The following is an 18,338-nucleotide window of genomic DNA, read 5'->3' as shown; positions in this document are numbered from 1 at the left end:
GATTGTCCTATTTTTAATCATACCTAAGAGAACAGGGAGGAAATAAAATGAAACGCTTTAAGGATTTCAGTATTTCGCGAAAACTGCTGACGGGTTTTTTAAGCCTGACGCTTATTATGCTGCTGGTCGGGGGCGCAGGAATTGCCGGGCTTGCCAGGATCAGTCAAATGGATACTTACATGTATAAAGGGCAGACAGCTCCAATGAAATATTTATTTGAGGCACTTGAAAGTCTTTATCAGTTCCGGGTGGACTCCAGAGCCATGGTAATCTATGCGGGAGATGCCCAGAAGCTTGATGAGCTGAAGCAAAGCTTTGACAGTGGATCGGAAAAGTTTTTAACCAGCATAGAGGCTTACCGCAAGACCATAATCATTCCGGAATCTTTTGCCCTTTTGGATGAGTCTGTTTCGCTGTTTAATGAATCCTTTAAGCCAGCCGTAGAGAAATGTTTGGATGAGGCAAAGGCAGGTAATGAGGCTGCCGCATGGGAGGCACTTCTTCAGGAAACAAATAATATTCAAAAGATGTTCGATAATTTCAACAAATTAATCGACAACCGTATGGATGAAGCCGGAAAGACCAATGATTCCAATCACGATACTGCATTGTGGCTGACCGCTGTTCTGGTTCTTTTTGTTGCATTGGGAGCTGGTGCAGCAGTATTATTAGGGGCAAGAATTTCGAAAATGATCAGTCAGCCAATTGAGCAGGTTGTGGATGCCGCCAACCGGATCGCATTAGGGCATGTGGATGTGGAGCTTGGCAATATTCATTCAAAGGATGAAACCGGTCAGCTCGCCAATGCCTTTACTAAAATGATCGACAGCATTGGAAAACAGGTGGATGCTGCCGACAGGATCAGCAACGGAGATTTTACCAATGAGGTACCCCTTCGGTCAGATCAGGATATCCTTGGGCTGGCATTGCAGAAAATCAGAAAAGATTTAAATCACACACTGTTATTAATAAGCACTGCCTCCGACCAGGTCAATGCAGGGGCTGAACAGGTTTCTTCTGCGGCACAGGCTCTGGCTTCCGGAACAGCGGAGCAGGCAGCTACGATTGAGGAACTGAATGCTTCCGTCAGCAGCGTGGCGGAGCAGGCAGAAGAAAATGCAAAAAATGTTCAAAGGGCTGCTGACTATGTTGGGCAGGCCGGTGCCGGGGTCAGTGAGAGCAACGAATACATGGGAAAGCTGAATGGGGCCATGAAGGAAATCGGATCGGCTTCTGATAAGATATCTAACATCACGAAAGTGATTGAAGATATTGCATTCCAGACGAACATTCTTGCACTCAATGCGGCTGTGGAATCTGCCCGTGCAGGAGAGGCTGGCAAAGGATTTGCGGTGGTTGCAGATGAAGTCAGGAGCCTTGCCGGAAAATCTGCGGAAGCAGCCAAGCAGACGGCTGATTTGATCAGATATTCGGTGACCAGTGTTGCAGAGGGTGAGAAATTAGCCGATGAGACGGCAAAGGTTCTTCAGGGAGTTGCAAAGCAGGCGGAGTTTGTGGAACAAGCGATTAGAGGGATCGAAGAATCCTCCTCCCAGCAGGTGCAGGTGATAGAACAGATCAATCAGGGCTTATACCAGGTATCTGCTGTTGTTCAGACAAACGCTGCAACCGCAGAAGAAAGTTCTTCCTCCAGCGAGGAACTGGCTGCCCAGGCGCAGATGCTCCAGCAGGAAGTCGGCAGATTCAGACTTTTTAAAGAAGAGGTACTACATACTCGCTAAAGCGGAGTTTCTCTATTTACTTCTCTAATGTAAATCAGATCACGTTTGCCTGCCTCCAAACAACGAATTTATATGAATAATGAGTAAATTTGTTCCATAGAACGGAAAAGTCCCTGACAAAACAATCCGAAAGAATTGCTTTACAGCTTGCCTTTATATTATGTATAATGTAAAAAATATAAAGGAACGACAAGATGATTATGGAGAGACGGTATGAGAGAACTGAATGAGATAAGAAAAGATTTGAATCGCTGTGATATGGAAATTTTAGACCTTCTGAGGCGGCGCCTTGATTACGCAGCAGAGATCATGGAATACAAGAAGGAACAAGGACTTCCTATATTTCAGATGGAAGAGGAGAAACTCCGGCACGAGACTTTACTTGCCGCAATAGGAGATCATGCTTATTGTGACGAATTGTTAAGCATCTTCAAACAAATCGATGAGGAAAGCAAAGGGGTACAGAGCAAAAAACTGTTTGACCATAACATTGCTTTGATCGGATTTATGGGAACAGGAAAGAGTACGGTATCCAAATACCTAAGGAATATGCTGGCCATGAAGGAAGTGGATGTAGATGCCTTGATCGTGGAAGACCAGAAGATGCCGATCCGGGATATCTTTGAAAAACACGGAGAGGAATATTTCAGGGACTGCGAAAGCAATGCGATCCTTAACCTGCAAAACTGCCGTCAGACGATTATTTCCTGTGGCGGCGGTGCGGTAATACGTGAGGAAAATGTTAAAAATCTTAAAAAGGGCAGTTGTATCATACTTCTGACTGCCAGCCCTGAAACCATTTTGGAGAGAGTAAAGGATGATGGCGGACGTCCGATTTTAAATGGAAATATGAACGCGGAATTCATAAAAGAGCTTATGGCAAAACGTAAGGATTTTTATGAAAAAGCAGCGGATATAATCGTAGAGACGGATCATAAAAGTGTACAGCAGATATGTGAAGAACTGATTATTTCCCTGATTCAATTTGAACATTGACTTGTATCCGGATCGTGCTATAATACAGGCATGAGCAAAGATTTCAAACGAATGATAAAGAATATACCGGCTTGATGAGCCGGTATATTTTAAAGAAAGGACAGGATAACAATGCTTTGGAAGGATAAGTATGAGCTGGGAGTTCCATTGATTGATGTACAGCATATGGAACTGTTTCAGCGGGTAGAGATTTTTATGAAAGTATTACGTTCCTCAGCTTCCTGGGATGAAAAAGTAGAAAAGGTTAATGAAACACTGGAATTTATGAATGCGTATGTGGTAGAGCATTTCCGCGACGAGGAGGCATACCAGGAGAAAATCGGTTATCCGGGCAGGGAGGAGCATAAGAAGATCCATACCGATATGGTAAATTATGTCCTTACAGTTACGGAAGAATATGAGCACAGCGGTTATGACGAGCAGCTGATGCAGAAGTTTGCTGGAAAGCTTATGGCATGGCTTATCAACCATGTTGCGGCAGAAGACCAGCGCATTGCCGCTTATGCGATTTCAAAGGGGGTAGCTAAGAATGACTGATCTTTATGGCACTTTTTTAGAAGCGACCCGGAATGTACTTAAGCTGATGCTTGAACTAAATGATGTTTCCGATCACCCGGCAGATGCCTTTGCATGTGAGGAGGAACTAGACGTTTCCATCGGCTTTATTGGAGATCTTAAGGGGGAAGTGATTTACCGTCTTCCTCATGAGACGTCTCTCGGTATCGTAACTATCATGAGCGGCATGGAATTTGATGCAGTGGATGAGTTTGTTACCTCTGCCGTATCTGAAGTTGCCAATATTATCAGTGGAAATGTTCTTACCATGCTTGCAGGTGAGGATCTGACCTGTGATATCCTTCCACCGGTTTTACGTAAGCCGGCTGAGCGCGGAGAATATACATTTCAAACTGCCTGCTGTGTGAACACATCCATCGGTGATGTTTGTCTGGATATAAGGCTTAATCAGGCTGAGTAATTATAAATACATAATAAACTCGTGTATATCATTTGAATGAATGGGATACACGTTTTTTTTTGAAAAAAATCTTATCTACACAACTTCTACAAATCGCCCTGCTATTCTTTGTTTCAGAAATTGAAAAGGAGGACAGACGATGGGATCTGCTGTAAGAACTAAAAAATTACGAATCGGCGGGATGACCTGTATCAGCTGTCAAAATAAAATTGAAAAAAAATTGCGCAACACGGCTGGAATCGAAAAAGCAGAAGTCAGTTACAGCGCCGGAACTGCTGTCATCACCTTTGATACGGATATTATTTCGTATAAAAGCATTGCAGGGATTATTGAAGGTCTGGATTACAAGGTATTAACAGATCATGAAAAGCAGGGACCGGATAGCAGCCGGGTCATAGGAATCCTGCTCATCATTGTTTCCTTATATATGCTGATCCAACAGTTCGGGCTTTTAAATCTGCTTGCACCCAGCCAGCTGGCAGACGAAAAGATGAGTTATGGAATGTTGTTTGTCATCGGCCTGGTTACATCCGTTCATTGCGTGGCAATGTGCGGCGGAATCAATCTGTCCCAGTGCATTCCCAAAAGCGGAGATGCTGTCTCAGAAAAGAACCGTTTTTCTACATTCCGGCCGACCTTTCTTTACAACCTGGGACGGGTGATCTCTTACACTGCGGTAGGCTTCCTGGTGGGAGCGCTGGGTTCGGTGGTAACGTTCTCTAATACTCTTCAGGGAGTATTAAAGCTGGCTGCCGGAGTGTTTATGGTCATTATGGGCATAAACATGCTGGGGATTTTACCGTGGCTGCGCAGGCTGAATCCGAGAATGCCTCAAATGTTTGCAAGAAAAATTGACAAAGAAAAATCAAAAAGCAGCAGTCCTCTGATTGTGGGCCTGCTAAACGGCCTTATGCCATGCGGCCCCTTACAGGCCATGCAGATCTATGCATTGTCTACCGGAAGCCCATTTTCAGGCGCGCTGTCCATGTTCCTGTTCAGCCTTGGTACCGTACCTCTGATGTTCGGACTTGGAGCACTTTCCTCAGCACTGGGAAAAAGGTTCACAAGCAAGGTCATGACAGTGGGAGCGGTGCTGGTTGTGGTACTGGGCATGTCCATGTTTTCCCAGGGGTTGAGCCTGTCAGGATTCCAGGCACCAGACTTGTTTTCTAATGGAGGAAACAACGCCTATGCGGCCGGTGATCAGGAGAAAAAGGATGATATAAAAATAGAAGATGGAGTTCAGATCATAAACAGTACACTTTCTCCCGGTAGATATCCCAACATCAATGTTCAGAAAGGGATTCCGGTAAAATGGATCATCGATGCGCCCCAGGGAAGCATAAACGGCTGCAATAACCGGATGATTATCCGGGATCTTGGCATTGAATATTCCTTTAAGACCGGCGAAAATGTCATTGAATTTACTCCCGAAAAAACAGGTAAGATATCCTACAGCTGTTGGATGGGGATGATCCGCGGGTCCATCTACGTGGCGGAAGAAGGAGATGCAAATAACAGCACAGGCTCTGATGGAGAGGGCGTATTAAAAGAATATGCGCCGGAAGAACCGGTAGCAGCCGGTTATACGATTCCAACGGATGAGATAGCAGTTGCGGAAGACGCCACGGATGAATACGGAAACAGCATTCAGAGAATTACGATGGAACTTACTGATGAAGGTTTTAAGCCAGCGGCGGCAGTGGTGAAATCCGGTGTGGATGTGGAATGGAATATTATTGACAATACGTCTGGTGACACCTATGGAACCCTGCTTCTTGTACCGGATTTTGCAACCCAGCTTCCACTTGAAGCGGGAGAAAACAACCTGTATTTTACACCCGCAGGGAGTTTTGACTTTTCCACCGGGGACAATGCCTTTTATGGGTATATCAAGGTTGTGGATGATTTAGATAACTTAGATATGGACGCCATTAAGAAAGAAATAAGCAGTTTTAAGACCCTTATCTGGCCCGAAGATACCTTCCAGGGAGCAGGCGGTTCCTGCTGCGGGTAAACAGGGGATCCAGGGATATCTCTATGCCCTGGGAAGATGGGCAGGAAAGAGAAAAGGAGAACTGATTGATGAGTTTATTATTGAGTCATTGGCACTGCATACTCCCGGTTTTAGGTATTATCATAGCAATGTTTTTTATGGGAGACAAACAGAAAAAGGATTAACAAAGTATAAATTCAGGAGGACATTTTCATGTTACAGAAATTTCAGAACGGATATGACAAAGGAAACGGAAAGAAACGCAGTGGACTTCTAATGAAGCTTGCGGTACTGATGATAGCTGCCGCAGCCCTCACAGCATGCGCTCCAAAGGAAACGGGGGAGAAAACAGAATCAGCCAAAGCAGCGGCAGAAAGCGCCCAAAAGGTAGAGAATGGAGAGACACTTGTGATTCCAGTAAAGGATATTTCAAGTACGGCCCAATTTTATCCGGTTGATGTAGACGGAACTAAGATGGAGGTCATTGCTGTCCAGGCTCCCGATGGAACGATCCGGACAGCATTTAACACCTGCCAGGTATGCTATGATTCAGGAAGAGGATACTATAAGCAGGAAGGAGATGTTCTTGTGTGCCAGAACTGCGGAAACCGTTTTCCCATGAACCGGGTGGAAGTGGAGGCAGGCGGTTGCAATCCATGGCCTATTTTTGACAAGGAAAAGACCGTGACAGACGAGTCCATCACGATCTCTTATGATTTCCTTAAGGAATCCAAGGAGATATTTGCCAACTGGAAAGCTTCTTATTAAGAATCTTCAGAGGGGAATTTCATGGAGCAGCTTACGGTAAGGCCATTCTGCCTTAAGTAATCTGCTCCCCAATTATACATGGTTTCCAGAATAGGGCGTATACTGTTTCCCAGATCCGAAAGCATATACTCCACCTTTGGCGGCACTACCGGATATACGGTACGTATGATCAGCTGATTCTCCTCCAGTTCCCGCAGCTGCTGGGTGAGCATTTTGGGGGTTGCCTGGGGAATGAGCTTGCGAAGCTCTCCAAACCGAAGGGTATTGTTAATTAAGTGCCATAAGATGAGGGCTTTGTATTTCCCTCCGATCATATCCAACGTGGCATCTACCGGGCAATGATAAGTTGTGCAGTTGCTGTTCATTATAAGTCTCCTCCCTTAGTATCATTTTGGGTACTATAATACAAAAAAGTGCATACTTGCAAAATTCGCAATTAGTGCCATAATAATAACATGAGCGCTCGAAAAATACAAGATAACAGGATAGCATATTTTTGGAGGCCATGGAAAAAATTAGTAATATTGTGATCTTTGCCGACGCCGGAGGGGACGCCCAAAGGAAGGGGCAGTAAAAAATAGTGAGGTGAATCAGAATGGAAAGTCAAATTTTAAATATAAGAGGCATGACCTGTGCAGCCTGTGCGCAGAGAATTGAAAAAACAGTTCGGAAACTTTCCGGTATCAGCCAGGCGAATGTAAATCTGGCAAGTGAAAAGCTGTTTGTGGAATATGACGGCAGCACCCTTGAACTTTCTGCGATTAAAGCAGCAGTATCAAAAATCGGATATGAAGTGGTGGAAAAATCCGAAAATGCCAATGTGACCATACCAATCGGCGGAATGACCTGTGCGGCCTGCGCGAATCGTATAGAAAAAGTTGTGGGGAAGCTGGATGGTGTGATAAGTACATCGGTTAATTTTGCAACAGAAAAAGCTACGGTTACCTACGATCCTCAGAAAGTCAGGATGTCGGCCATACGGGCAGCCATTGAAAAGGCAGGCTACAAGGTCCTGGAAATAAACAAAGCAGATGCAGCGGATGAGGACCGGGCCCGCAAGCAGCGGGAGATTAAGACCCTATGGACGAAGTTCATCGTGTCTGCGGTATTTTCCATACCTCTTCTCTACGTTGCCATGGCGCCCATGATCAAGATCGTCAGTCTGCCTTTCCCGGCAGCGATCGCTCCTATGCAGTACCCCCTGACCTATGCTCTGGTGGAACTACTGCTGGTGGTTCCAGTCATAGGCGTTGGATATAAATTTTATACCATTGGTTTTAAAGCTCTGTTTCAGAGAAGTCCGAACATGGATTCCCTGATCGCTATAGGAACTACGGCTGCCGTTCTTTTCAGCATCTACAACACGTTCCAGATTGCAGAAGGACATTTTATGGCCGTGGATTCCCTGTATTTTGAATCTGCGGGAGTTATCATCACCCTTATCCTGCTGGGAAAATCCCTGGAGGCAGTTTCGAAGGGAAGAACCAGTGAAGCGATCAAGAAGCTGATGGGCCTTGCGCCTAAGACAGCGATCATTCTTGAAGACGGCGTGGAAAAAGAGATTCCTATTGACGAAGTTGAAATCGGTGATATGATTTTAGTAAAGCCAGGCGAAAAGATCCCGGTAGACGGGACCGTGATAGGCGGCCACACTGCTATCGATGAATCCATGCTGACCGGTGAAAGCATGCCGGTGGATAAAAAAGAAGGGGACCAGGTATATGCCGCCTCCTTAAACACCACAGGAACCATTCAGTTCAGAGCGGAAAAGATCGGCAGCGATACGGCTCTTGCTCAAATCATCAAGCTGGTGGAGGACGCTCAGGGTTCAAAGGCTCCGATCGCTCAGATGGCAGACATTGTTTCCGGATATTTCGTTCCGGTCGTTTGTGTGATTGCCCTGCTTTCCGGTATTGCCTGGTATATCGGCACCGCCGGAGACTTAAAGTTTGCACTTACCATATTTATTTCAGTTCTGGTTATCGCCTGCCCATGTGCCTTAGGTCTTGCGACACCTACTGCTATCATGGTTGGAACCGGAAAGGGCGCGGAAAACGGTATCCTGATCAAGGGCGGAGAAGCTCTTGAGACAGCCCATAAAATCAGCACGATCGTATTTGATAAAACAGGCACCATTACCGAAGGAAAACCGACGGTGACCGATGTTCTGGCCGTAGAAGGGGTCTCCAAAGAACTGCTGCTGCAGCTCACGGCTTCTGCGGAAAAAGGCTCCGAGCACCCTCTGGGGCAGGCAATTGTCCACGGTGCGGAAGATGCAGGACTTACCTTATCTGCAGCGGAACAGTTTGAGTCCTTAACCGGACGGGGGATAGAAGCGAAGATAGACGGAGAAGATATCCTTGCCGGGAACCGGAAGCTGATGTCGGAACGCAGCATTTCCTTAACAGGAATGGAGGAAGCGTCAGACCAGCTGGCTGGGGAAGGAAAAACACCGATGTATGTAGCCATTAACGGCAAGCTGGCAGGTATTGTAGCCGTTGCGGACGTTGTAAAGGAGTCAAGCAGGGCTGCCATTGAACGCCTGCATAAGATGGGTATAGAAGTAGCCATGATTACCGGTGACAATAAGAGAACTGCAGAGGCTATTGCAAAGCAGGTAGGAATCGACCGGGTGCTGTCCGAGGTGCTTCCTCAGGATAAATCCGATGAGGTCAGGAAGCTGCAGGCCGAAGGCCGTAAGGTAGCCATGGTCGGTGACGGAATCAATGATGCCCCGGCACTTGCCCAGGCGGATATCGGTATCGCAATCGGTTCCGGTACGGATGTAGCCATGGAATCCGCTGACATTGTTCTCATGCGTTCTGATTTAATGGATGTGCCCACAGCTATCAACTTAAGCAAGCAGACCATCCGAAACATCAAGCAAAATCTTTTCTGGGCCTTCGGTTATAATGTGATTGGAATCCCCATCGCTGCAGGGCTTTTACATCTGCTCTTTAACGGGCCGCTTCTTAACCCGATTTTTGCTGCAGCAGCCATGAGCTTAAGCTCAGTTTCCGTACTGACGAATGCATTGCGGCTGAAACGATTCAAACCAACTACAGGAACGAGGTGAACCGGATATGAAGAAAAATGGAAAATTAATTGCAGCAGTGGGAGCAGTCGTAGTATTGGTGGCAGTGATCGTTGCAGCGGTTGTGCAGACAGCGGGGAGAAATCTGGATGTAGTCGGAAAACAATCTGCCGAATCCTTTGAAACAATATTAAATACGATTCCCGACAATGTGAAAGCTGATGAAATCAATGGAGGCTGGTCCCTAAATGCACCGGATGGAAGTGTACGTTTTATTTGGGCCAAAGATTATAGCCAGAGCCCTCTTCATGACGTAATGCTGGAGTTTGATGCGGCCCCATTTGCAAGTGCAGGGCTTGATACGGATAAGCTGCCGGATAATTATGCAGCCTATGATGGAATGCTGATGGTAGGAACAAAGCTTGGAACTGAAAAACCGGATTCTAAGGGAGAGGCAACTCCTCTTGCAGCCTATGAGCAGATCGTAAATAAGCACCGCAGCGTTATCAACTACCATATGGACATGGATCACTATGGGGTAAAGCTGGGAGACGGCAATATGTTTGAATGGGCAAAAAATTTGGAGACAAATACCATAAAAAACGAAAATCAGGATAAGGACATTGTATTTGTATTAAATCCCGAACCTCTCATTGCAGCCGGTGTTGATCCGGAGAAAGTGGAAGGCTGGGCATATGCTCCGGTTTCAGTAATGGAAGACGGAAAGACTTTAGAGGTTTATAAATTTTTAAAACCTTTTAATTTAAAATAAAAATATAGCGGAGGTAACTCAAATGGCAAAATCAGTTATAAATGTAGATGGAATGGCATGTGAACACTGTGTAAAGGCGATCACAAATGCGGTAGGTGCTTTATCTGGCGTATCCGGTGTATCGGTGGATCTGGAAGCAAAAACCGTAACCGTGGATCATGACCCGGATCAGGCATCCGTAGAAGCGATCAAAGCTGAGATTGAAGATCAGGGCTATGATATCATTTAGCAGTAAATAAAGAGGACGGGAACCGCACCACCAAGCGGTTCCCGCTTTTCGCGTTTTAATTTCTATTAGATAGAGGTGCTAAAATGCTTAGAAGCAGCAAAAATGTATTGGTTGTGGATGATGAGCCTAAAATACTGGAGGTTGTCTGTCTGCTTTTGGAAAGCAAGGGATTCCGCACATTCCCTGCCGAAAACGGCAGGAAGGCCCTGGAGATATTTGATTCGGAAAATATTTCTCTTGTTATTCTGGATCTTATGATGCCGGATATCTCAGGAGAAGAGGTGTGCATTGCTATCCGCAAAAAGTCCCGGGTTCCCATCATCATGCTGACCGCCAAGGTGGATGAAAGCGATGTAGTGGATGGGTTGGGCCTTGGGGCGGATGATTATGTGACTAAGCCCTTTGGTTTAAAAGAATTGTATGCCAGAGTTGAAGCGGTTCTCCGCAGGACAGAAAGTGACCTGGTGCCCCTTGTTAAAAGGAATTCCTGGAGAAACGGAGATCTGGTCATTGATTTTGAGAAGAATGAGGTTCGTAAAAAAGGAATCAGCCTGACCCTGACGCCCAGCGAATTGAAAATCCTGTCGGTGCTCATCAAATATCCTGGGAAGGTCTTTACCAGAGAGGAACTGATCGAGGCGGCTATGGACAAGGGCTTTGCCGGATATGACCGGGCGATTGACAGCCACATTAAGAACATAAGGAAAAAGGTTGAGGATGATCCCAAAAATCCGGTGTATGTGCGGACGATCCCGGGACTGGGATATAAATTCGGAGGAGATGGAGATTGAAGAGCTTAAGAAAACAGTTGTCTCTTTCAATTTTGCTGACGCTATTGATCACCATTGGGCTTATTGGCCTTCTTTCCAACTGGTTTATGAACCGGGAGTTTGAGAAGTATATCACTGAGCTGGGACGGGAGCGCCGGGAAAATATTGTAGATGATTTAAGCAGGCAGTACGATGGATTCAAACGGAACTGGAAGCTGGATTACGTCCATGCCATCGGTATGAATGCCTTGTATGACGGGTATATTTTGAAGCTGTATGACGCAGGGGGAAACATGGTATGGGATGCGGAAAACCATGACATGAGCCTATGCGGACAGATTATGAATGAGATATCAGCGCGTATGGAAGAGAGGGGCGCTGAGGGCGGCTTTGTAGACAACACCTATGGGATTGATCAGAATGGGAAAAAGGTGGGAGCCGTCTCTATTAAGTATTACGGTCCTTTCTTTATGAATGAGGCTGATTTTAATTTTATCAATGTCATGAATACAGTCCTTCTTGTCATAGGAATCTTATCCAGTGCCTGCTCGGTGGTGGTAGGGTGTCTCCTTGCCCGCAGAATATCCCGTCCGGTTACAAAAACGGCTTATATTGCCAAACAAATATCAAAGGGCAACTATGATATCCGTTTCGAGCCAGGTACAAGGATACGGGAGCTTGATGATCTGGCAGACGCAATCAACCATCTCTCCGATGCCCTTAAAACACAGGAAGGACTGCGCAAACAGATGACCGCGGATGTGGCTCACGAACTGCGGACACCACTGACTGCCTTGGGTTCCCATTTGGAGGCCATGATCGAAGGCTTATGGGATGCAACGCCTGAACGGTTGAAAAGCTGCCATGAGGAGGTAATGCGTCTTGGAACACTGGTTGAGGATCTGGGGCAGCTGGCGAAGATAGAGGGTGAAAACCTGGTCTTAAATAAATCCCGGATGGATTTGCTGGAGATTGTACAAACGGTGTCAGATACGATGAAGGGAGAAATCAGCAAGAAGAATTTGTCACTTACCTTAGAGGGCCGTCCGGTCTTTGCCGAAGCGGATAAAAACAGATTCAGCCAGGTCGTGGCCAATCTGCTTTCCAATGCCGTCAAATACACGCCAGAGGGCGGAGCTATAGGGATTAAAGTATATGAAACGGACCGGTGGGGGATTGTTAAGGTAAAGGATACGGGAATCGGGATTCCTGAATCGGAATTGCCGTTAATCTTTGAACGCTTTTACAGAACCGAGAAATCCAGGAACCGGAAATCCGGAGGCGCCGGAATCGGCCTTGCTATTGTTAAATCCATCGTTGCCGCCCATGGTGGAACTGTGACGGTGGAAAGCGTACAGGAGCAGGGAAGCTGTTTTACGGTAAGCATTCCAAAGGAAGGTTGATGAAACCAACGGTATGAGAGATTATAATGATAAGTTTTGGGCAGTTAGGGAAACGTTATTGATTTATTCATGTGATTTGGTTTATACTTGATAGAAAAAGTATCATTTAACCAGAGGAGGAAATGAATATGTTCGAAAATATGGTTGCCGCATTGAAAGTTCAAAAAAGAAAAATCGTATTTACCGAAGGCACTGATCCAAGAATCCTGGAGGCAGCCAGCCGCCTTTACAAAGAAGGTGTTCTTATGCCGGTCCTTCTTGGCAATCCTGGTAAAATAGACGAAGCTGCAAAAGAATTTGGCTGGTCCGTCGATGGCATTGAAACAATAGATCCGCTTAATTATGAAGGATCAGAAGAAATGGCAGCCAAAATGGTAGAATTAAGAAAGGGTAAGATGGATGAAGCAGCCTGCCGGGCAGCACTTGAAAAATCCAATTATTTCGGAACCATGCTGGTCAAAATGGGAAAAGCAGACTGTTTGTTAGGCGGAGCAACCTATTCGACTGCTGATACGGTAAGACCGGCTTTGCAGTTGATTAAAGCCAGACCTGGCAGCAAAATTGTTTCCAGCTGCTTTATTCTATACCGGCAGACAGAAAGCGGCAATGAAATGTATGCGATGGCTGATTGCGCCATTAATGTTAATCCCGATGAAAATGAGCTGGTGGAAATTGCATTAGAGACAGCCAGAACGGCCAGCACCTTCGCAATTAATCCCAATGTTGCACTGCTTTCTTACAGTACGCTTGGTTCCGGCAAAGGCGAATCCGTTGATAAAATGCACAATGCCGCTGAGAAACTGAAGGCCATGAATTTAGGTTTTCCGGTAGACGGTGAGCTGCAGTTTGATGCCGCTTTTTCTCCCACGGTAGCAAAGGTAAAGGCTCCGGACTCTCATGTAGCCGGACATGCCAACACATTTATTTTCCCGGATATCGATGCCGGCAATATCGGTTATAAAATTGCACAGCGCTTAGGAGGCTTTGAAGCTTTCGGCCCCATTCTACAGGGTCTCAATGCTCCGATCAATGATCTCTCAAGAGGATGCAATGCAGATGAGGTCTATAAAATGTCAATTATAACAGCGTCTTTGATATAAGCCTGCTTTAAATGCAGAGATAACTTGAATCGCCAAAAGCATCAGAATGGAATATACTGATGCTTTTGGCGATTTATATGTTGAAAAATATTACCTATTAAAGGGGAAGAAACCTATGACAATGCACATTGCCTCGGATACCAAGGCGGCGGCACGAATAATCAACTCATAGCTCCAATACTATTATATAGATCATGATAAATATATCCGGACAACAGGAAGCGTCAGTGGGGAATGAACAGGGGGGTCTTGTTTGTTAAAAAAAGTCATATATGCTTGTATTGGAATCGCAGCCATGGCCCTGGGAGTTGTGGGAACGGTTGTGCCTGGCCTGCCTGCCACACCGTTCTTCCTGCTGGCCTTGCTCTGTTTTACAAAAAGTTCTGAAAAACTTAATTGCTGGTTCAGAGGCACAGGTCTGTATGCAAAATACGTGAAAGGGTATGAATATGGCCGGTCAATGACAAGAAAGCAGAAGTTTACCATTCAGGCTGCCGCAGGATTGATGATGCTTATCTCCTTTCTATCGATCGGAAATCTTGCTGTACGTCTGCTTCTTATCGTAGCCTTTATTCTGCACAATTATGTTTTTATTTTTGTTATTAAAACGCGTCAGGCAGGTAGAACAGAAACGACAAAAAAGGGATAGGTTGGTGACAAATATGAATTATGATGGGATTCTTATCGGTATTGGAACATTTCTTATCATCGGATTATTACATCCTGTTGTTATCAAGGCAGAATATTACTTTAGCAGCAGAAGCTGGCCGTTTTTTCTGATAGGGGGAATCATATGTATCGGCTTCTCTCTTGCATGTGCTAAGGTAGTATCTTCCGCACTTTTGGCAGTTTTGGGCTTCTCGCTTTTATGGAGTATAAAGGAGCTTAAAGAGCAGAAAGAAAGGGTGGAAAAGGGCTGGTTTCCCAGAAATCCCAAAAGAAAATAATAATGACAAACAAAAAACGATCCATAAAGGCAGTCCGTCATAAGACAGTATGAAAACTTAAACTGTTAATGGGCGTCTGCCAAGTAAAATGTCTAAAACAAACGTATCGTTTTTAGTGGGCGATACGTTTGTTTTTTGTTTTGTGTCCTTATAAGTAGAACGAAATATTTGTATAGGAGACAAAGCAATATGCCAAAACGGAAACGAGATCTACGGCTTCATATTAGGTGACTCATGAAGAATTAGATGCCATACGAGAACACATGGCAGAAGTGAATAGTCAAAATCAGAGTGCTTTTCTTCGCAAGATGATGATTGACGGATATGCCGTAAATGTTGACCTTGCGTCTGTAAAAGAACTCCTATCCTTGCAACGTCGAAGTGTAAATAACCTTTCTCCAATTGCTAAATATGCAAGTGTGTATATACTTGCCCTGCTTGCCATTAGCGAATAGGCTAAATTTACAGTAAAAACGGAAGCGCTGTTTGAGTCACCTCCGTTTATCATTTACTTTGTATTTCAATTTTAATGACCTGAGAGATGCCGGCAATACCTTCATCACACATTCATAATTATTCATCGTCAAGCTCCTTTTCATATTGAGATTTCAACTGTGCTATCCAATTTTTAAGCGTTTCTGCTAATGCAAATTGCTGTTCCAAAACACTTTTTCCTATCATTGGGCTATGAGGCTTTGCAATAATATTCTCGTTTAGGGTTTCAACCAAATTCAATATGTTGGACTCGATTTGCATTAAGCATTTAAGCTTTGTTTCCAACGACACACTCTCTAAATTAACGATTACGGCATTGAGATCCAAAAAGATATTAACTGTTTGGTCGGATATCTTTTCCATCAATTCTAAAAAGTAAGTATTACCTTTTTCTGTTAATTGATAAACAGCTTTTTCAGGCATCTTACCTTCTTTCGTAATGGAACCCCGGATATATCCCTTTTCTTCTAATTGAATTACCTTTTTATAGATGGAGGGAACGCTAACTCTAACCCACCGAGAGATATTTCGGCTTTCCAATTCCTTTTGAATATCATAAGCCCCTTGGGGGCGTTGCTTTACTAAACCCAACACGATTAAATCGATAGTTGACATATTTTTCACTCCTTCATAACGCTATACTTTATATTACTATAATGTATAAATACATTATTGACAACTACTATAAAAAATAGTAGTATAATTTATTGTATATGTCAATAAAATAAGCGAGGAGAATGAACATGAGTGAAAAAAATCCCCAATTAAATTTGGGAACAGAACCGGTTAAAAATCTCATATATAAGTTAGGCGTTCCAATCATGATTGGAATGGTCTTTACTGCTTTGGACAATATAGGTGATGCCCTATTTGTCAGTGGATTAGGAGTAAGCCAACTATCGGCAATTCTTATTTGTGCGCCACTTGGACAGGCAATTGTTGCATTAGGCTTGTTGTTTGGCAATGGAGCTGGAGCCTATATTCCAAGATTGTTAGGCTCTAAAGATATGGATAGAGCAAACAAAGTTGCTTCAACTGCATTATACGGAAGTTTGCTGTTGGGAATGATAGCAGCAGTTTTAATTTCTATCAATTTAGAAGCTATTTTAAGGGCATTAGGAGGAAGCAATGAAAATATTAGTTTTGCTATTACCTACGCCAGAGTATATGTCCCGTCTTTGCTTCTTAACATATTTATTGTCACCATGAATAGTTTGAGCTCAAGTGAGGGACGAGCTAAATTAGTGATGGTAGTAAATATATTAACTGCCATTTTGAATTTTATTCTAAACCCCCTCTGTATTTATACGTTCAAGATGGGGATTGTTGGGGCTGCTTATGCAACTGTGATAGCGCAAGGATTAGCGACATTGGTGTTGCTCTTCAACATCATGCTGAAAAAAAGTGTTTTCAATTTCAAGATTTCCAATATCAGCTTCAATAAGGAAATCCTATCGCCAGTATTCAAAATTGGCGTTTCCACGCTGATTTTCCAACTTTTAACAAGTATGGCTACATGGTTTACAAACAGGCAGGCAGCACGTTTTGGAGAACCCACAATTGCCGCTTTAGGAACAACAATGCGTATATTCTCAATTGGAACCTTGCTTGTATATGGTTTTTCCAAAGGGTTTCAAGCCATTGCCGGTTTTAATTTTGGGGCAAAGAAAATTGATAGAGTGAGAGAATCCGTCCATCTTGCTATAAAAAATACAACGATTTTCTGTTTCGCCTTTTCTGTGGCGTGTGCGGTATTTACTAAAAACATAATCAGCATTTTTGCTGACAACAACCAAGAAGTTATCACGATTGGTATTCAAGCAATATTGATTCAGAGTTTTTCATTTGTATTTTTTGGTTTCTATACGATTTACTCTCCTTTATTACTCTCGGTTGGAAAGGTGAAAGAGGGGTTTATACTTGGACTGTGCAGACAAGGAACCTGTCTGATTCCCATGCTATTCATTCTGCCGAACATGTTTGGCAGAACTGGAATTGTAATAGCTCAACCGGTTGCAGATATCCTATCTGTTTTAATCACATTTATTTTCGTTCGGATAACCTCAAATTTCTTAAAAGAAACTGAAAATAAAATACAGGCAGATGGGGATTCATGTAATTACCCTTTGTCTAAAAATGATTAACTGAATATAATTATTAGCCTATTTTACTTCGGGCCAAGTTGGCCCGAAGTCCTACCACAACTGAAAGGAGTTGACAAAATAAAAAGGAAACAGTATGTCATCGGCTTTGTAACAGCGTATGAGGATAATGTAAACGGAAAATTGAGTGATATTCGTTTTGAAGAATTGTCCAACGATTACGAAACCGAACAGACTGATTTGGAAAACAAGCTGGAACAGTGGCAAGCCGAACAGGACGAACAAGAACAGCACTCTGAAGATGTGGAACGGTTTATCCGCAAGTGCAAGCAAACACAGACTTAACGGAACTTACCCCCACAATACTGAACGATTTGGTTAGCAAGGTGTTTGTTGAAACACCGGATAAATCCAACGGAAAACGCAGGCAGAATATTCATATCAGCTATAATTTGGTTGGGATTCTGCCGGAGCTAAATACCCCCATACATGAAGAAATGGCGTAGCTTTTACGCTACGCCATACTTCTAAAATATACTGTCCTATTAAGGACGCTCTAAAGGATCGCTTTTTGAGTTGCGAGGAAATTGCCGTCAGGTGCAAGAAAACATATCGATTCGGTTTAGTGATATTCCGGTATATGACCAACCAAACCTTCGGTCCCAACGGAATCCTACGACGGTATTTGCCCAGATCTGAACTGGGAAAAACCAAAACTCCAATCCGTTGCTTAACCATACATAAGTAAATCGTCCAATGCAATTTCTCATGGACCCAGGATTGACAAATCTGACTCCAGGGCTTGGAGGACCAGGCCTTCGGGGAACGCTGGATGGTGGAGGTCCCATAGGTACCGGACCGCCTCCTCCTGGTGGTCTGCCAGTAGGCGGAGATGGCGGCCTGCCAGTAGGCGGAGATGGCGGCCTGCCAGTAGGTGGAGATGGCGGCCTGCCGGTAGGCGGAGATGGCGGCCTGCCAGTAGGTGGAGATGGCGGCCTGCCAGAAGGT

21 protein-coding genes are annotated in these 18,338 nt (G+C 44.4%); 19 read left to right on the top strand and 2 right to left on the bottom strand.

The window, feature by feature from the left end:
- Positions 1-47: 47 nt before the first annotated feature.
- The 6 genes from RT269_RS10240 to RT269_RS10215 all read left to right on the top strand — a co-directional run bounded on the left by RT269_RS10240 (position 48) and on the right by RT269_RS10215 (position 6,478).
- On the top strand, positions 48-1,742 hold the full coding sequence (locus tag RT269_RS10240) for a methyl-accepting chemotaxis protein (protein ID WP_313182368.1): 1,695 nt from the start codon (positions 48-50) through the stop codon (positions 1,740-1,742).
- 213 nt (positions 1,743-1,955) lie between these two features.
- The gene (locus tag RT269_RS10235) at positions 1,956-2,738 is read left to right on the top strand and encodes a shikimate kinase (protein ID WP_313182367.1); all 783 of its coding nucleotides are present in this window, start codon (positions 1,956-1,958) and stop codon (positions 2,736-2,738) included.
- 111 nt (positions 2,739-2,849) lie between these two features.
- On the top strand, positions 2,850-3,275 hold the full coding sequence (locus RT269_RS10230) for a bacteriohemerythrin (RefSeq protein WP_313182365.1): 426 nt from the start codon (positions 2,850-2,852) through the stop codon (positions 3,273-3,275).
- A complete protein-coding gene (locus tag RT269_RS10225) occupies positions 3,268-3,714 on the top strand; it encodes a chemotaxis protein CheX (RefSeq protein ID WP_313182363.1) in 447 nt (148 codons plus the stop codon). Before RT269_RS10230 ends, RT269_RS10225 begins: the two co-directional genes overlap by 8 nt.
- Positions 3,715-3,853: 139 nt before the next feature.
- The gene (locus RT269_RS10220; RefSeq protein ID WP_313182361.1) at positions 3,854-5,731 is read left to right on the top strand and encodes an urease accessory protein UreH domain-containing protein; all 1,878 of its coding nucleotides are present in this window, start codon (positions 3,854-3,856) and stop codon (positions 5,729-5,731) included.
- Between the two features lie 192 nt (positions 5,732-5,923).
- Positions 5,924-6,478, top strand: a complete 555-nt coding sequence (locus tag RT269_RS10215; RefSeq protein ID WP_313182360.1) for a DUF2318 domain-containing protein — start codon at positions 5,924-5,926, stop codon at positions 6,476-6,478.
- On the opposite strand, the gene RT269_RS10210 is transcribed toward RT269_RS10215, so the two are convergent.
- Entirely contained in the window at positions 6,475-6,843 is a 369-nt protein-coding gene (locus RT269_RS10210; protein WP_313182358.1) for a winged helix-turn-helix transcriptional regulator, read from the bottom strand. The genes RT269_RS10215 and RT269_RS10210 overlap by 4 nt on opposite strands.
- Before the next feature lie 230 nt (positions 6,844-7,073).
- Between RT269_RS10210 and RT269_RS10205 the strand changes: the two genes are divergently transcribed.
- The 9 genes from RT269_RS10205 to RT269_RS10165 all read left to right on the top strand — a co-directional run bounded on the left by RT269_RS10205 (position 7,074) and on the right by RT269_RS10165 (position 15,188).
- Positions 7,074-9,554 carry a heavy metal translocating P-type ATPase gene (locus RT269_RS10205; RefSeq protein WP_313182357.1) on the top strand — a complete coding sequence of 827 codons (2,481 nt, stop codon included), beginning with the start codon at positions 7,074-7,076 and terminating at the stop codon, positions 9,552-9,554.
- Between the two features lie 7 nt (positions 9,555-9,561).
- On the top strand, positions 9,562-10,284 hold the full coding sequence (locus RT269_RS10200; RefSeq protein WP_313182355.1) for a hypothetical protein: 723 nt from the start codon (positions 9,562-9,564) through the stop codon (positions 10,282-10,284).
- Between the two features lie 22 nt (positions 10,285-10,306).
- On the top strand, positions 10,307-10,513 hold the full coding sequence (gene copZ / locus RT269_RS10195; protein WP_313182353.1) for a copper chaperone CopZ: 207 nt from the start codon (positions 10,307-10,309) through the stop codon (positions 10,511-10,513).
- A gap of 83 nt (positions 10,514-10,596) precedes the next feature.
- Positions 10,597-11,304 carry a response regulator transcription factor gene (locus RT269_RS10190; RefSeq protein ID WP_313182352.1) on the top strand — a complete coding sequence of 236 codons (708 nt, stop codon included), beginning with the start codon at positions 10,597-10,599 and terminating at the stop codon, positions 11,302-11,304.
- Entirely contained in the window at positions 11,301-12,686 is a 1,386-nt protein-coding gene (locus RT269_RS10185; protein ID WP_313182350.1) for a HAMP domain-containing sensor histidine kinase, read from the top strand. The genes RT269_RS10190 and RT269_RS10185 overlap by 4 nt, the downstream gene beginning before the upstream one ends.
- Positions 12,687-12,814: 128 nt before the next feature.
- On the top strand, positions 12,815-13,786 hold the full coding sequence (gene pta, locus RT269_RS10180; RefSeq protein WP_313182348.1) for a phosphate acetyltransferase: 972 nt from the start codon (positions 12,815-12,817) through the stop codon (positions 13,784-13,786).
- Between the two features lie 253 nt (positions 13,787-14,039).
- A complete protein-coding gene (locus tag RT269_RS10175; protein ID WP_313182347.1) occupies positions 14,040-14,435 on the top strand; it encodes a YbaN family protein in 396 nt (131 codons plus the stop codon).
- A gap of 13 nt (positions 14,436-14,448) precedes the next feature.
- Positions 14,449-14,733, top strand: a complete 285-nt coding sequence (locus RT269_RS10170; RefSeq protein WP_313182346.1) for a DUF4491 family protein — start codon at positions 14,449-14,451, stop codon at positions 14,731-14,733.
- 263 nt (positions 14,734-14,996) lie between these two features.
- Positions 14,997-15,188 (top strand): hypothetical protein, encoded by a 192-nt coding sequence (locus tag RT269_RS10165; protein ID WP_313182345.1) that lies wholly within the window; start codon positions 14,997-14,999, stop codon positions 15,186-15,188.
- A gap of 118 nt (positions 15,189-15,306) precedes the next feature.
- Here RT269_RS10165 and RT269_RS10160 read toward each other — a convergent pair whose 3' ends face one another.
- The gene (locus RT269_RS10160; RefSeq protein WP_313182344.1) at positions 15,307-15,843 is read right to left on the bottom strand and encodes a PadR family transcriptional regulator; all 537 of its coding nucleotides are present in this window, start codon (positions 15,841-15,843) and stop codon (positions 15,307-15,309) included.
- Between the two features lie 128 nt (positions 15,844-15,971).
- Between RT269_RS10160 and RT269_RS10155 the strand changes: the two genes are divergently transcribed.
- The 4 genes from RT269_RS10155 to RT269_RS10140 form a co-directional block, all read left to right on the top strand.
- The gene (locus tag RT269_RS10155) at positions 15,972-17,372 is read left to right on the top strand and encodes an MATE family efflux transporter (RefSeq protein WP_313182342.1); all 1,401 of its coding nucleotides are present in this window, start codon (positions 15,972-15,974) and stop codon (positions 17,370-17,372) included.
- A 141-nt stretch (positions 17,373-17,513) separates the two neighbouring features.
- Positions 17,514-17,675, top strand: a complete 162-nt coding sequence (locus tag RT269_RS10150) for a hypothetical protein (RefSeq protein WP_313182459.1) — start codon at positions 17,514-17,516, stop codon at positions 17,673-17,675.
- Complete coding sequence (locus tag RT269_RS30380; protein ID WP_313182341.1) at positions 17,654-17,836, top strand: DUF4368 domain-containing protein; 183 nt, start codon at positions 17,654-17,656, stop codon at positions 17,834-17,836. Before RT269_RS10150 ends, RT269_RS30380 begins: the two co-directional genes overlap by 22 nt.
- Positions 17,837-18,098: 262 nt before the next feature.
- A partial coding sequence (locus RT269_RS10140) for a hypothetical protein (RefSeq protein ID WP_313182339.1) occupies positions 18,099-18,338 on the top strand: 240 nt, incomplete at its 3' end.

This window comes from Lacrimispora sp., from assembly GCF_032078915.1.
In the GTDB taxonomy this organism is placed as follows: Bacteria; Bacillota; Clostridia; order Lachnospirales; family Lachnospiraceae; genus Lacrimispora.
The sequence above is the reverse complement of the archived record's forward strand: the minus strand, read 5'-3'. Positions and strand labels throughout refer to the sequence as shown.

What these genes read in the sequence shown, in the direction of transcription:
- RT269_RS10215 (WP_313182360.1), top strand. Translation starts at nt 5,924, where the DNA reads ATGTTACAGAAATTTCAGAACGGATATGACAAAGGAAACGGAAAGAAA.
- RT269_RS10190 (WP_313182352.1), top strand. Translation starts at nt 10,597, where the DNA reads ATGCTTAGAAGCAGCAAAAATGTATTGGTTGTGGATGATGAGCCTAAA.
- pta (WP_313182348.1), top strand. Translation starts at nt 12,815, where the DNA reads ATGTTCGAAAATATGGTTGCCGCATTGAAAGTTCAAAAAAGAAAAATC.
- RT269_RS10220 (WP_313182361.1), top strand. Translation starts at nt 3,854, where the DNA reads ATGGGATCTGCTGTAAGAACTAAAAAATTACGAATCGGCGGGATGACC.
- RT269_RS10235 (WP_313182367.1), top strand. Translation starts at nt 1,956, where the DNA reads ATGAGAGAACTGAATGAGATAAGAAAAGATTTGAATCGCTGTGATATG.
- RT269_RS10155 (WP_313182342.1), top strand. Translation starts at nt 15,972, where the DNA reads ATGAGTGAAAAAAATCCCCAATTAAATTTGGGAACAGAACCGGTTAAA.
- RT269_RS10205 (WP_313182357.1), top strand. Translation starts at nt 7,074, where the DNA reads ATGGAAAGTCAAATTTTAAATATAAGAGGCATGACCTGTGCAGCCTGT.
- RT269_RS10240 (WP_313182368.1), top strand. Translation starts at nt 48, where the DNA reads ATGAAACGCTTTAAGGATTTCAGTATTTCGCGAAAACTGCTGACGGGT.
- RT269_RS10165 (WP_313182345.1), top strand. Translation starts at nt 14,997, where the DNA reads ATGGCAGAAGTGAATAGTCAAAATCAGAGTGCTTTTCTTCGCAAGATG.
- RT269_RS10225 (WP_313182363.1), top strand. Translation starts at nt 3,268, where the DNA reads ATGACTGATCTTTATGGCACTTTTTTAGAAGCGACCCGGAATGTACTT.
- RT269_RS10170 (WP_313182346.1), top strand. Translation starts at nt 14,449, where the DNA reads ATGAATTATGATGGGATTCTTATCGGTATTGGAACATTTCTTATCATC.
- RT269_RS10200 (WP_313182355.1), top strand. Translation starts at nt 9,562, where the DNA reads ATGAAGAAAAATGGAAAATTAATTGCAGCAGTGGGAGCAGTCGTAGTA.
- RT269_RS10210 (WP_313182358.1), bottom strand. Translation starts at nt 6,843, where the DNA reads ATGAACAGCAACTGCACAACTTATCATTGCCCGGTAGATGCCACGTTG.
- RT269_RS10160 (WP_313182344.1), bottom strand. Translation starts at nt 15,843, where the DNA reads ATGTCAACTATCGATTTAATCGTGTTGGGTTTAGTAAAGCAACGCCCC.
- copZ (WP_313182353.1), top strand. Translation starts at nt 10,307, where the DNA reads ATGGCAAAATCAGTTATAAATGTAGATGGAATGGCATGTGAACACTGT.
- RT269_RS10230 (WP_313182365.1), top strand. Translation starts at nt 2,850, where the DNA reads ATGCTTTGGAAGGATAAGTATGAGCTGGGAGTTCCATTGATTGATGTA.